Source organism: Faecalibacterium sp. IP-3-29 (assembly GCF_023347335.1).
In the GTDB taxonomy this organism is placed as follows: domain Bacteria; phylum Bacillota; class Clostridia; order Oscillospirales; family Ruminococcaceae; genus Faecalibacterium; species Faecalibacterium duncaniae.
In genome coordinates, this window is the sequence record NZ_CP094471.1 from 499578 (window position 1) to 512605 (window position 13028).

Annotated in this window: 12 protein-coding genes; 10 read left to right on the top strand and 2 right to left on the bottom strand. The window is 60.0% G+C overall.

Translation table 11 applies throughout. From position 1 onward, the window contains the following. The first annotated feature begins 3 nt into the window (after positions 1-3). Both MTP40_RS02315 and MTP40_RS02320 read left to right on the top strand, forming a co-directional pair. The gene (locus MTP40_RS02315) at positions 4-1500 is read left to right on the top strand and encodes a recombinase family protein (RefSeq protein WP_207685196.1); all 1497 of its coding nucleotides are present in this window, start codon (positions 4-6) and stop codon (positions 1498-1500) included. Continuing rightward, complete coding sequence (locus MTP40_RS02320) at positions 1497-1634, top strand: hypothetical protein (RefSeq protein WP_156059319.1); 138 nt, start codon at positions 1497-1499, stop codon at positions 1632-1634. Before MTP40_RS02315 ends, MTP40_RS02320 begins: the two co-directional genes overlap by 4 nt. 177 nt (positions 1635-1811) lie before the next feature. Here MTP40_RS02320 and MTP40_RS02325 read toward each other — a convergent pair whose 3' ends face one another. Beyond that, positions 1812-1982, bottom strand: coding sequence for a hypothetical protein (locus tag MTP40_RS02325; RefSeq protein ID WP_154277582.1), 171 nt, complete (start codon positions 1980-1982; stop codon positions 1812-1814). Between the two features lie 113 nt (positions 1983-2095). Here MTP40_RS02325 and MTP40_RS02330 point away from each other — a divergent pair, with 113 nt between their 5' ends. The 5 genes from MTP40_RS02330 to ilvA all read left to right on the top strand — a co-directional run bounded on the left by MTP40_RS02330 (position 2096) and on the right by ilvA (position 7876). Beyond that, a complete protein-coding gene (locus MTP40_RS02330; RefSeq protein WP_207685195.1) occupies positions 2096-3034 on the top strand; it encodes a ribonuclease Z in 939 nt (312 codons plus the stop codon). Then, positions 3031-4371: a CCA tRNA nucleotidyltransferase gene (locus tag MTP40_RS02335; protein ID WP_249259750.1), complete on the top strand. Its 1341-nt coding sequence runs from the start codon at positions 3031-3033 to the stop codon at positions 4369-4371. Before MTP40_RS02330 ends, MTP40_RS02335 begins: the two co-directional genes overlap by 4 nt. A 64-nt stretch (positions 4372-4435) precedes the next feature. Beyond that, a complete protein-coding gene (gene mnmA / locus MTP40_RS02340; RefSeq protein ID WP_117534557.1) occupies positions 4436-5539 on the top strand; it encodes a tRNA 2-thiouridine(34) synthase MnmA in 1104 nt (367 codons plus the stop codon). 102 nt (positions 5540-5641) lie between these two features. After that, a complete protein-coding gene (locus tag MTP40_RS02345; protein WP_035393308.1) occupies positions 5642-6412 on the top strand; it encodes a tRNA threonylcarbamoyladenosine dehydratase in 771 nt (256 codons plus the stop codon). A gap of 258 nt (positions 6413-6670) precedes the next feature. Beyond that, positions 6671-7876 (top strand): threonine ammonia-lyase, encoded by a 1206-nt coding sequence (ilvA, locus tag MTP40_RS02350; protein ID WP_156074647.1) that lies wholly within the window; start codon positions 6671-6673, stop codon positions 7874-7876. A 121-nt stretch (positions 7877-7997) separates the two neighbouring features. On the opposite strand, the gene MTP40_RS02355 is transcribed toward ilvA, so the two are convergent. Continuing rightward, a complete protein-coding gene (locus tag MTP40_RS02355; protein WP_207684770.1) occupies positions 7998-9206 on the bottom strand; it encodes an ATP-binding protein in 1209 nt (402 codons plus the stop codon). A 332-nt stretch (positions 9207-9538) separates the two neighbouring features. Between MTP40_RS02355 and ilvB the strand changes: the two genes are divergently transcribed. The 3 genes from ilvB (at position 9539) to ilvC (ending at position 13015) form a co-directional block, all read left to right on the top strand. Further along, the gene (gene ilvB / locus MTP40_RS02360) at positions 9539-11203 is read left to right on the top strand and encodes a biosynthetic-type acetolactate synthase large subunit (protein WP_207684769.1); all 1665 of its coding nucleotides are present in this window, start codon (positions 9539-9541) and stop codon (positions 11201-11203) included. A gap of 13 nt (positions 11204-11216) precedes the next feature. Next, positions 11217-11780, top strand: coding sequence for an acetolactate synthase small subunit (gene ilvN, locus MTP40_RS02365; RefSeq protein ID WP_097772776.1), 564 nt, complete (start codon positions 11217-11219; stop codon positions 11778-11780). Positions 11781-11995: 215 nt separating this feature from the next. Further along, a complete protein-coding gene (ilvC, locus tag MTP40_RS02370; protein WP_005929348.1) occupies positions 11996-13015 on the top strand; it encodes a ketol-acid reductoisomerase in 1020 nt (339 codons plus the stop codon). The last annotated feature ends 13 nt before the right edge of the window (positions 13016-13028 follow it).

A 13028-nucleotide genomic window follows, 5' to 3' on the forward strand; every position in this document is an offset into this window, starting at 1 on the left:
CGCATGACCGCCGTAATCTACGCTCGCTATTCCAGCGATAATCAGCGCGAAGAATCCATCGAAGGTCAGATTCGTGAATGTACGGCCTACGCCGAAAAGAACGGCATCACTGTGGTCAAACACTACATTGACCGTGCCCTTTCCGCCAAAACCGACAACCGCCCGGATTTCCAGCAGATGATCAAGGACAGCGAGAAACGGTTGTTTGACATTGTGCTGGTCTGGAAGCTTGACCGCTTTGCCCGAAACCGCTATGATTCAGCGCACTATGAGTACCAGTTGGAACGAAATCATGTCAAGCTGGTATCTGCCACGGAGCCTATCTCTGACAGCCCTGCGGGTATCATGGTCAAGAGTATGCTCACCGGCATGGCTGAATACTACTCGGCAGAACTTTCTGAAAAAGTTGTGCGCGGCATGACCGAGAATGTTTTGAAGGGGAAGTACAACGGCGGCACGATTCCCATTGGTTTTAAGGTGGATGAGGAGAAGTTCTTTCAAGTCGACCCGCTGAAAGCTCCCTTTGTGGTAGAAGCCTTTCAGCGGTACAACGATGGCGCGACCATGAAAGAATTGATGAACTGGCTGAACGACAGTGGTGTGACCACCAACCGCAATCAGAAGCTCACCTATAACAGTATTCAGACCTTGCTGACAAACCACCGTTATATCGGCGAGAACCGTTTTAAGGACATTGTGATGCCCGACAGCATCCCAGCCATCGTGGACAAGGACTTGTTTGAAGAAGTGCAGCAAAAAATCAAGAAGAACAGCCGCGCTCCTGCCCGTCACAAGGCCGAGGATGATTATCTGCTCACCACCAAGCTGTTCTGCGGAATGTGTGGTGCCATGATGTTCGGCGAGTGCGGTACGGGTAGAAACAAGGTCGTTCATCATTATTATAAGTGCGCCACCGCTAAGCGTTTCAAGACCTGTAAGAAAAAGACCGTTCGTAAGGAATGGCTGGAAGATTTGGTCGTGGCTGAAACCATGAAGCTGATTCAGGACGATGCCGTGATTGATGCCATCGTTGCGGAAGTGATGGAGTTGCAGGATCAGGAAAACACCACGCTCCCTTTACTGGAAAAGCAGATGCGTGAGGTAGAGAATGGCATTGAGAATATGCTGAACGCCATTCAAGCAGGTGTGCTGACCAACTCCACCAAATCGCGTTTGGAAAAGCTGGAAGCCCAGCAGAAAGAACTTGAGGTTCGGATCACCGAAGAAAAAATTGCTCGGCCACGGTTGAGCGAAAATCAAGTTCGGTTCTGGCTGACCCGGTTCCGCAAGCTCGACCCGAACGTGAAAAGCCACCGGGAGACGCTTATCAACACGTTCGTGAACGTCGTTTATCTTTATGATGAAAAAGTTTTGATTACATTCAACTACAAAGACGGCACAAAAACCATCACTTTCGATGAAATCGCCGCCAAAGATGCCTCGGAGGGCAATGGTTCGGATTTTGGTTGCTTCGCTCCACCAAGAACTCCAGCGTTGTGATGACGCTGGAGTTTCTGTTTTATTTGAATTTCTACAAAGCACCGCAAGGGTGGATTCGAACAGCTGCGGCGCTGTCGTGGAAGACAGCGCAAAAACAGCCCAGTGGGCTGTTTTTAGCAGCGCGGCTTGCGTAATCCACCCGCGCCCATAAAAAAACCGCCGACGTATCTCTATGTCGGCGGTTTTCTGTTTGCAGAGGATGGCGTGGCTGCTCTCGGGGGCGGGCAGGATGTCCTCTCGCTGGTTTGGCGGGGTTTTATCACGTCACTGTCCTGAAGTCAAGAGGGGGATTTTGATCTTCAAAAAAAAAACTACGCCCCCGGCAGAAACAGCAGCGTGCCCCGGGCGGCCAGTACGGGCTGGAACAGGCAGCCCGCCAGCCCGGCGGTGAGCGCCACAACGAGAAACAGCAGTGCCAGGACCAAAACAAGCCGGGCCAGCCCGAAGCGGTGGTGCCCGGCGGGGACTTTTTTGCGCTGCATGGTCAAACCTCCCTTTGTATCAGAGCTCTGCGCCATCCTATGCCGGGCTGTGCCGATTGTGTGCGGGCGCAAAATGTGGTACACTGTTACCGACAAATCACGGAGGAACTGTTATGCTGACCATTACACTGCTGGGTACGGCGGCCACCATGCCCCTGCCGGACCGTGCCCTGACCGCCGCGCTGGCCGAATGCGGGGGCCATGCCCTGCTGTTTGACTGCGGCGAGGGCACGCAGGCGGCGGCCCGCCGCGCCGGGGTCAACCTGATGAAGCTGGATGCCATCTGCCTGACCCACTATCACGGCGACCATATCTTCGGCCTGCCGGGCCTGCTGCAGACGCTGGGCTGTCAGGGCCGGGAGCGCCCGCTGACCCTTTACGGCCCCGAGGGGCTGGGGGAAATCTGGCCCGCCCTGCGCACCCTGACCGGGCCGCTGCCGTATCCGGTCAGGGCTGTGCAGCTGGACACAGACCCCATCGACCTGACCACCCTTTCCTCCGGCTGGCCTGCGGGGGCGCAGCTTACGCCTTTCCGCACCCGGCACCGGGTGCCCAGCCGGGGCTACCGGCTCGACCTGCCCCGGGCGGGCCGCTTTGACCCTGCAAAGGCCCGGGCGCTGAACGTTCCGGTGCCTGCATGGAAACTGCTCCAGCGGGGCCAGAGCATCCCGCTGGAAAGCGGGGCTGTGGTCGCTCCCGCGGATGTGCTGGGCCCGGCACGCCGGGGTCTGCGGTTCGTGTTCTCGGGTGATACCGCCCCCTGCCCGGCACTGGAACAGGCCGCGCAGAACGCCGACCTTTTCCTCTGCGATGCCACCTACCCCGACAACGAGCAGGAGGCGCAGGCAAAGCAGTGGGGGCACAGCACTTTTGCGCAGGGTGCGGCCATTGCAAAAAAGGCTGACGTGCGCCGGTTCTGGCTGATGCATTATTCGCCCATGATCCTTGAACCGGAAGCCGCCCTGCCCAATGCGCAGGCGGTATTCCCGGCGGCGGAGTGCGGCTTTGACGGCAAACAGATCATCCTGCAATATGACGAGGAAGCAACATGACAACGATCAAACTTGACCCGGGTGCAGCCCTGCTGCTGGATGCGCTCCATGGGGCGGGCCATGCGGCCTACGCTGTGGGCGGCTGTGTCCGGGACAGCCTGCTGGGGCTGGACCCCCACGATTGGGACCTTTGCACCAGCGCCCGCCCGGAGCAGGTGATGGCGCTGTTCGGGGAGGAGAAGTGCATCCCCACCGGCCTGCAGCACGGCACCGTGACGGTGAAGCAGGGCGGCAGGCTCTATGAGACAACGACCTTCCGCACCGAGGGGGCCTATTCCGATGGCCGCCACCCGGATGCCGTTTGCTTTGTGCCGGATGTGCGGGAGGATCTTGCCCGGCGGGATTTCACCATCAACGCCATGGCATACAGCGCCGAGGAAGGGCTCATCGACCCCTTTGGCGGGCGGGACGACCTTGCCGCCCATCTCGTGCGGGCGGTGGGGGAGCCGGAACGCCGCTTTGAGGAGGACGCGCTGCGCATCCTGCGGCTCTACCGGTTCGCGGCCCGGTTCGGCTTTGCCATCGACCCAGCTACCGGTGCTGCTGCCCGGGCACTGGGGCCGCATCTGGACTGCGTTTCGGCGGAGCGCATCCAGGAAGAACTGCTCAAGCTGTTGGCGGCACCCCGGCCCGGAAGCTATCTGGAACCCGCCGTTCTGGCCGTTATCCTGCCGGAGCTGGAACCGGAAAAACAGCCGGAACGGTTTGCGGAACTCTGCCGTACCATCGACCGGATCGAACCAACAGCGGAGAATGTGCCCGCCCGGCTGGCGGCCCTTCTCTGCCCGCTGGGTGAAGCCGGCGCCCGCAAAGCTCTGCGCAAACTGAAATGCTCCAACGCGCTCACAGATGAGGTGACAGCGTTGGAAAGGGAAGCTGGAGGGGGTGCCGGGAGCTTTCTCCTCGGACACGAATCGGGCCATTCCATCGCCCGCCCTATTGCCTGCGGCAACAGGGTCCCACCCCAGCGGACGGTCCTTGGAGAAACTCCCGGCACCCCCAACACCACGCTGACCGTACAGGCCAAACGTCTTTTAGGCCGCTATGAGCTGCCGACCATAAAACGCCTGACCGCCCTTTGCAGTGCCCGGCATCCGGAACAGACCAGGGCCTTTGCTGCCCTGCGGGCCGAGGCGGAGCGGCTGACAGCAGAAAATGCCTGCTGCCGGGTGAGCCAGCTGGCCGTGAATGGCCGTGACCTGATGGCGGCGGGGGTCAGACCCGGCCCGGGTCTGCGGCAGGTGCTGAACGCCCTGCTGGAGGCTGTCATCACCGGGCAGACACCCAATGAAAAAGATGCGCTGTTGGCAGCGGCGGCCCGATTTTCTGCGTCTTGACAAGAGAAAGAAGCTGCGGTAGTATTATACTACTGTTTTAGTGTGTTATTGAATGAGGAACGATATGACAGAAGCACAGAACACGAAGCGCCCCGGGGCACTCATCGCCATGAGCGGCGGTGTGGACAGCTCGGTGGCGGCATGGCTGATGCAGCAGGCGGGGTACGACTGCACCGGCATCACCATGCGGCTCACCCGCAACGAGACGCTGGGGCAGTCCGGTTTCCACACCTGCTGCTCCGAAAAGGATATCGAGGATGCCGCCGAGGTGGCCTTTGCGATGGATATCCCCTATGAGGTGCTGGATTTCACCGCCGACTTCCGGGAGAAGATCATCGAAAAATTCATCCGGGTATACGAGATGGGCGGCACGCCCAACCCCTGCATCGACTGCAACCGGTATATGAAGTTCGACCACCTGCTCCGCTGGGCTGAGAGCCATGGCATGGAGTATGTGGTCACGGGCCATTACGCCCGGGTGGAGCAGGACGAGGCCACCGGCCGCTGGCTGCTGAAAAAGGGGCTGGACGAGGGTAAGGATCAGAGCTATGTGCTCTATAACCTGACCCAGGAGCAGCTGGCCCATGTGCGCCTGCCGCTGGGGGGGCTGCACAAGGCCGAAGTGCGTGAGATCGCGGAAAAGCAGCATTTCATCAACGCCCGCAAGCATGACAGCCAGGATATCTGCTTTGTGCCGGACGGCGACTACGCCCGCTTCATGGAGGACTTCACCGGCAAGCACTACCCGGCAGGTGATTTTCTGGACGAGAACGGCAAAAAGGTGGGCACTCACAATGGCGCGGTGCGGTATACCATCGGCCAGCGCAAGGGCCTGGGCCTTGCCATGGGTGCGCCGGTGTATGTCTGCGCCAAGGATATGCAGGCCAACACCGTCACGGTGGGCCCGGAGGAGAACCTGTTTGACCGCATCGTCTATGCCGACGAGGTGAACTGGATCACCATCCCGGAGCTGACCGTGCCCTTGCGGGTCACGGCCCGCACCCGCTACCACCAGACCGAGCAGGCGGCCACCGTCTACCCGGCAGGAGAGGGGCAGTTCCGGCTGGAATTTGACCAGCCCCAGCGTGCCCCCACGCCCGGTCAGGCTGTGGTGCTGTATCAGGGGGATGTTGTGCTGGGGGGCGGCACCATCGTTGCGGTGGAATAAACCGCTCAGGCGCTTTGCAGGAAAGTGATAAAGTAAAACAAAAGCAACTGCGTCGAACTGATAAAACAATAGGCGTAGTGTAAGATGGAGGAGCAAGTATCTATGCAGGATCAATATTCCCGCACCCAGCTGCTGCTGGGCAAGGAAGCAATGGAAAAGCTGCACAATTCCCGTGTGGCGGTGTTTGGCATTGGCGGCGTGGGCGGCTACACGGTGGAAGCGCTGGCACGCAGCGGTGTGGGTGCGCTGGACCTCATTGATGATGACAAGGTCTGCCTGACCAACCTGAACCGCCAGATCGTGGCCACCCGCAAGACCGTGGGCCAGTACAAGGTGGATGTGGCCGAACAGCGTATCCACGAGATCGACCCCAACATCAAGGTCACCACCTACAAGATCTTTTTCACCCCGGAAACGCAGGATCAGTTCGACTTCACCCAGTACGACTATGTGGTGGATGCCATCGACACCGTCACCGGCAAGATCGCGCTGGTGGTCAAGGCCAAGGAGGCCGGCACCCCCATCATCTGCGCCATGGGTGCAGGCAACAAGATGGACCCCACCCGCTTTGAGGTGACGGATATCTACAAGACCTCCGTCTGCCCGCTGGCCAAGGTGATGCGCACCGAGTGCCGCAAGCGGCGGATCAAGCACCTGAAGGTCGTCTACTCCAAGGAGCCTGCCATGACCCCCATTGAGGATGATTCCATCAGCTGTAAGAACCACTGCATCTGCCCTCCGGGCACCCAGCGCAAGTGCACCATCCGGCGCTCGGTCCCCGGCTCCAACGCCTTTGTGCCCTCGGTGGCCGGGCTCATCATCGGCGGCGAGGTCGTGAAGGATCTGGTCGGATTTGTGCCGATGAAAGGTTAAAAACGAGAACGCCCCTCTCCGGTCTCACAGATGTCGGAGAGGGGCGTTTTGGGTCAGGGGAAACCGCTCTCACGGCATGGGAACAGGTGGAGCGCGCATCGGGCCGCAGGGCTGCCGCCTGCCCGGGCGTAGCCATTGGCGGTCACCCCAGCAAACAAAATGTTGAAATACGTTCATTTGACAAAATACTTTTGCTAATTTATACTGGGATGCATATTCACATGCAAAAATTAAGGATAGAAGATAGGAAGTATCGTCATGCTGACTCTGGATAAGATCTACCACGCCGCCTTTGTGCTCAAGGACGTTGCCCGCAAGACCGACCTGATCGAAGCGCCCAAGCTCTCCAAGGACTGCCGCCTCTACCTCAAGACCGAGAACCTGCAGGTGACCGGCAGCTTCAAGGTGCGGGGAGCCTATTATAAGATCAGCCAGCTCTCCAGGGAGGAGAGCGAAAAGGGCGTGATCGCCTGCTCTGCCGGAAACCACGCACAGGGCGTGGCTCTGGCCGCCACCCGCCGGGGCATCAGGAGCATCGTCTGTATGCCGGACGGTGCCCCCATTATGAAGGTGGAAAATACCAAGAGCTTGGGCGCGGAGGTCTGTCTGGTGCCCGGCACCTATGATGATGCCCACGACAAGGCCGTGGAGCTGCAGGCCGAGACCGGCATGACCTTCATCCACCCCTACGATGACGAACAGGTCATCGCAGGTCAGGGCACCATTGGTCTGGAGATCCTTGACCAGCTGCCCGATCTGGATGCCGTCATCGTGCCCGTGGGCGGCGGCGGCCTGATCTCCGGCGTGGCCTTTGCCATCAAGAGCCTGCGCCCCGAGGTCAAGGTCTATGGTGTGCAGGCCGAGGGTGCCCCCAGCATGTACCGCAGCCTGCATGAGCACAAGTATCAGACCCTGAAAAATGTGGCCACCTTTGCGGACGGCATTCAGGTCAAGACCCCCGGCGAGCTGACCTATCAGCTCTGCGAGGAATATGTGGACGACATCGTGACCGTCAGCGAGGACGAGACCGCCGCCGCCATCCTCTCCCTGATGGAGAACCAGAAGCTGGTGGCTGAGGGGGCCGGTGCGGTGCCTGTGGCAGCGGCGCTGTTCCACAAGCTGCCCATCGAGGGCAAAAAGGTGGTCTGCCTGATCTCCGGCGGCAACATCGATGTGAACATCCTCAACCGCGTCATCACCCGTGGTCTGGTGATGAGTGGCCGCAAGGCCAACCTGACCATTGCGCTGGAGGATAAGCCCGGCCAGCTGGAGCGGGTGGCTGCCATCGTTTCCCGCTGCGGCAGCAATGTGGTCTCTGTCCTGCATGACGGCTCTGACCCCAATATGCCCATCTCCAGCTGCTTCCTCAAGCTGGTGCTGGAGACCCGCGACCATGCCCAGATCGAGCAGATCCGGCAGGAGCTCACCAAAGAGGGCTTCCAGCTGGTGGCCGAGCGCGTGTGATTTTCTGACCGCCTCATCTGCCGCCTGCGGCGGCAGTTTTCTTTCAAAACAGCAAAAAGCGCCGTGCAGTCATTTCACTGCACAGCGCTTTTTCTTATCCATAAAAACGAAAAAGCAAACATTATTTCTGCACGCCGCTCTCGCACTGTTCGATGAACTGTTTGGCCACGCGGGGGCTGCGGCCGCCGGCGCGGATGGCGAAGGCCTCGGCTTTGACCAGCAGCTCTTCCATGGGCATCTGGATGTGGTGCTGTTTTGCCAGCTCTTCCAGAATGGCGGCAAAGCGGGCTTTCTCGGGCCGCTGGAAGGTGACAGTCAGGCCGAACCGGGCGGAAAGGCTCATCAGCTCCTGCCGGGTGTCGGCTTCGTGGATGTCGTCGCCGGTGCGGTCGGTCAGGGTCTCCTTGATGAGGTGGCGGCGGTTGGAGGTGGCGTACACCGCAATGTTCCGGGCCCGGCCGCCCACGCTGCCCTCAAGGATGGCTTTCAGGGCGGCAAAGTTGTCGTCGTTGGAGGAGAAGCTCAGGTCATCGATGAAGAGGATGAACTTGAGGGGGTTGGCCGCCAGCTGATCCATCAGGTCGGGGATCTGGTAGAGCTGGTTCTTCTTGACCTCCACCAGCCGCAGGCCGTCGGCGGCATACTCATTGGCAATGGCCTTGACCGTGCTGGATTTGCCGGTGCCTGCATCGCCGTAGAGCAGGACATTGTTGGCGGGGGAACCGGCCAGCAGGGCGCGGGTGTTGGCAATGACCTTTTCCCGCTCCTTCTCGTAGCCCGGCAGCTCGCTGAGCTTCTGGGGGTCGGGGTACTTCACGGGCACCAGCTGGCCATTCTCCACTGTGAACACGTGGTGCTTGGCAAACATGCCGTAGCCCTTCTTCCCGGCTTCCCGCATCCGCTGGTTGTAGGCGGCGGTCAGGTCGAGCTGCCTTGCCTCCCAACGGGGCAGGAACGCCAGCTCCCGGCTCTGCCGGTCGGCGGCTTCCAGCAGCGCGTCCAGCGTCAGGCCGCAGAGCTTCTGCAAAAAGTTCAGCTCACTGTTCAGGGCGGCTTCCATCACAGGGGAGAGCTGGCCCGCGGCGGCCTGCCGCACACAGAAGGTCTCGGTCTCCAGCACGGCGTTGGAAAGATAATCGCCCAGATTGGTGGTGTGGGCAAACAGGGCAGCTTCAAAGGCGGCCACAGCATCGCACAGGGGGGCGATGCTGTCGTCAGCCGCTTCCAGCCGGTCGGTCAGCGCCGCCAGCTTTGCCACAACGGGGTCGCCCAGCAGGGCACGGAAAACAACAAGCCCGTGGAGCCGGGCGTTCCATTCACGAAGTTGCATAGGAAAATCCTCTCTTTTTAACGGCCTTGCCCTCTCAGGCGCGCCGCGCCAGCTCCCCCAAAGGGGGAGCCATTGGCAGGCCGGTCAGAAGGCTGTTTATTTTTATAACAGTGTAGAATTGATTATACTCTTGGAAAAGGCGCTTAGCAAGGGTGTGTTCAATTATCTTCATCTTTCGGCTGATTCACTTTACAAATCGTCGATTGACAAAGGCCCGATTTATAGTATAATTGACCCAACGTTCAAATCGGAATGCAAGATGCGAAAAGTAACGTGTCTGAGGGAAAATTTTGTTGAGAGTGTAAGAGGAAAAGGAACAGGAGCAACTTACCATGCAGTTAAATGGTTCGCAAATTTTTGTTGAAGTCCTCTGCGAACAGGGCGTGGACACCATCTTCGGCTATCCCGGCGGTGCTGTGCTGAACCTGTACGACGAGCTGTATAAGAATTCTGACCGCATCCACCATGTGCTGACCGCCCACGAGCAGGGCGCTTCTCATGCGGCCGATGGCTATGCCCGCGCAACGGGCCGCACCGGCGTGGTGTTGGCCACCAGCGGCCCGGGTGCCACCAATCTGGTCACCGGCATTGCCACTGCCTACATGGACTCCGTGCCCATGGTCGCCTTTACCGGAAATGTGCCGACCCCCGGTCTGGGCAAGGACGGCTTTCAGGAGGCGTACATCGAGGGCATCACGATGCCCATCACCAAGCACAACTTCACGGTGCGCAAGGTAGAAGAGCTGGCCGATACCATGCGTGCGGCGTTCCGCATTGCGCAGAGCGGCCGCAAGGGCCCGGTGCTGGTGGATATCCCCAAGGATGTCACCGCTGCTGTCTGCGAGTTCACCCCCAAGCAGCCGGAGCCGATCCGCACCGTGACCACCTACGACGAACAGCAGGTCAAGTGGGCCGCCGATATCATCAACGCGGCCAAGCGCCCGCTGGTCTATTTTGGCGGCGGCGTGCGGAGCGCGGCTTCCTGCCAGCCCCTGCGTGACCTGATCCACAAGGCGGAGATCCCCGCCACCTATACTCTGATGGCCGCAGGCGTTGTGCCCTACGGTGACCCGATGAACATCGGCATGGTTGGAATGCACGGCTGCTACACCTCCAACCGGGCGGTCGCGGATTGTGACGTGCTGATTGCACTGGGTACCCGATTTTCTGACCGCGTGGCCCTGAACCCCAAGACCTTTGCCAAGAACGCCACCATCATCCAGATCGATATCGACCCCAGTGAGCTGGGCAAGAATGTGGATGTGGATCTTGCCATTGCCGGTGATGTCTGCTATGTCCTGAGCGGGATGCTCCCCCTTATTGAGGAGAAGAAGCACCCCGACTGGTTGAAGATGATCCACGAGTGGCAGGCACAGGATTACCACCCCGTGTCCGACCCCACCCGCCTGATGCCCCATCAGGTCATCGGCGAGGTGTGCAGCCAGTGCGGCCCTGAGGCCGTGTATGTCACCGACGTGGGCCAGCACCAGATGTGGGCGGCCCAGTACATCCGCCACACCAAGAGCCGCGGCTTTATCACCAGCGGCGGCCTGGGCACCATGGGCTTTGGCTATGGCGCGGCCATCGGCGCGCAGATGGCGCTGGGCCGGGAGCAGCGGGTGGTCATGTTCACGGGCGACGGTTCCTTCCACATGAACCTCAACGAGGCCTGCACCGCTGTCAGCTATGAGCTGCCCATCATCACGGTCATCTTCAACAACTCTGTGCTGGGCATGGTGCGCCAGTGGCAGACCACTTTCTACGAAAAGCGCTACTCCCAGACCGACCCCCACCGTCGCACTGACTTTGTCAAGCTGGCCGAGGGCTTTGGCCTGAAGGGCTACCGCTGCACCAACCTCCCCGAGTTCCAGGCCGCATTTGCCGATGCCCTCAAGCAGAAGGGCCCCACCTGGATCGAGTGCATCATCGACAAGGACGAAAAGGTCCTGCCCATGATCCCTGGCGGCGGCGACATCAATGATATCATCATGGAATAAGGAGGACTGACCCATGGAATCCAAACGCAGAGTCATCAGTCTGCTGGTGGACAACCAGAGCGGTGTTCTGGCCCGGGTGTCCAACCTGTTCTGCCGCCGCGGCTTCAACATCGACAGCCTGACGGTGTCCGCCACCAACGACCCGGCAGTCAGCCGCATCACCGTGACCATCACCAGCGATGAAAAGGCGCTGAGCCAGCTCATCCTCCAGACCGAGCGGCTGGAAGTGACCCGGCAGGTGTTCGTGCTGGATCACGAGAACTCGCTGGAACGGGAGCTGCTGCTGCTCAAGGTGGCTGCCGATGTCCACAACCGCAGTGAGCTGCGGGAGATCGCCAGCATCTACAAGGCAAAGATCATTGATCTTTCGCCCGACAGCATGGTGCTGGAACTGACCGGCCGCCCTGAAAAGGTGGACGCGTTCCTCAAGATCCTGGCAGATTACAAGATCCTTGAGCAGTGCCGCACCGGCGTGACTGCCCTGGAGCGCGGCGGGATGCACCAGCACATGCAGAAACCCCCGCAGGAGGTGCGGGCAGCCCAGCTGCCCCTGCCCGGGACCCATTGCCCGCAGTAAGGGGAGAAACCCCACCGTCAATGCTTCGCATTGCCACCGCCCCTAGTAGGGGCGGCTCTGGCGTTGCATAAAGCCCTGCAAGTTCCCCTTTCTGCCAAGGGCTCCCCTAATAGGGGAGCTGGCGAGCAGATGCGAGCCTGAGGGGTTCAACTCAGTTTTCCATAAAAATCAAAATATAAAAATAAAACAGGAAAGAGTAAAAGGAGACTACTACCATGGCGATCAAGAAATACTACGATTCCGACTGCAACCTCGGCGTGCTGGACGGCAAGACCGTTGCTGTCATCGGCTTCGGCAGCCAGGGCCACGCCCATTCCGAGAACCTGGCCGAGAGCGGCGTGAACGTTGTTGTCGGTCTGCGCAAGGGCTCTGCCCACTGGGCAAAGGCCTCCGAGTTCGCTGCCACCCACGACAACTTCAAGGTCATGGAGGTCGAAGAGGCTGCCAAGGCTGGCGATGTTGTGATGATGCTGGTGCCCGATGAGCTGTGCGCCGATATCTACAACACGCAGGTCGCACCTTACATGACCGAGGGCAAGGCTCTGGCCTTTGCACACGGCTTCAACATCCACTTCAAGACCATCACCGCTCCCAAGAATGTTGACGTGATCATGATCGCTCCCAAGGGCCCCGGCCACATCGTCCGCCGCCTGTACACCGAGGGCGAGGGCTGCCCCTCTCTGATCTGTGTGGAGCAGGATTACACCGGCAAGGCAAAGGACATCGCTCTGGCTTACGCTTCCGGTATCGGCGCTGGCCGTGCAGGCATCCTGCAGACCACCTTCAAGGAGGAGACCGAGACCGACCTGTTCGGCGAGCAGGCAGTTCTGTGCGGCGGTGTCTGCGAGCTGATCCACGCAGGCTTCGATACGCTGGTGGAGGCTGGCTACGAGCCCGAGATGGCATACTTTGAGACCTGCCACGAGATGAAGCTGATCGTTGACCTGATCAACGAGGGCGGCTTCTCCAAGATGCGCTACTCCATCTCCAACACCGCTGAGTACGGCGATTACCGCACCGGCAAGCGCCTGATCACCGAGGAGACCCGCAAGGAGATGAAGAAGGTCCTGACCGAGATTCAGGACGGCACCTTTGCTTCCGAGTTCCTGACCGAGATGAGCCCCAAGGGCGGCCGCAAGGTTCACTTCCTGGCTGAGCGCCGGATGCAGGCCGAACACCCCATCGAGAAGGTGGGCGCAGAGCTGCGCAGCATGATGAGCTGGCTGAAGAAGTAATTAACTCCCCCAG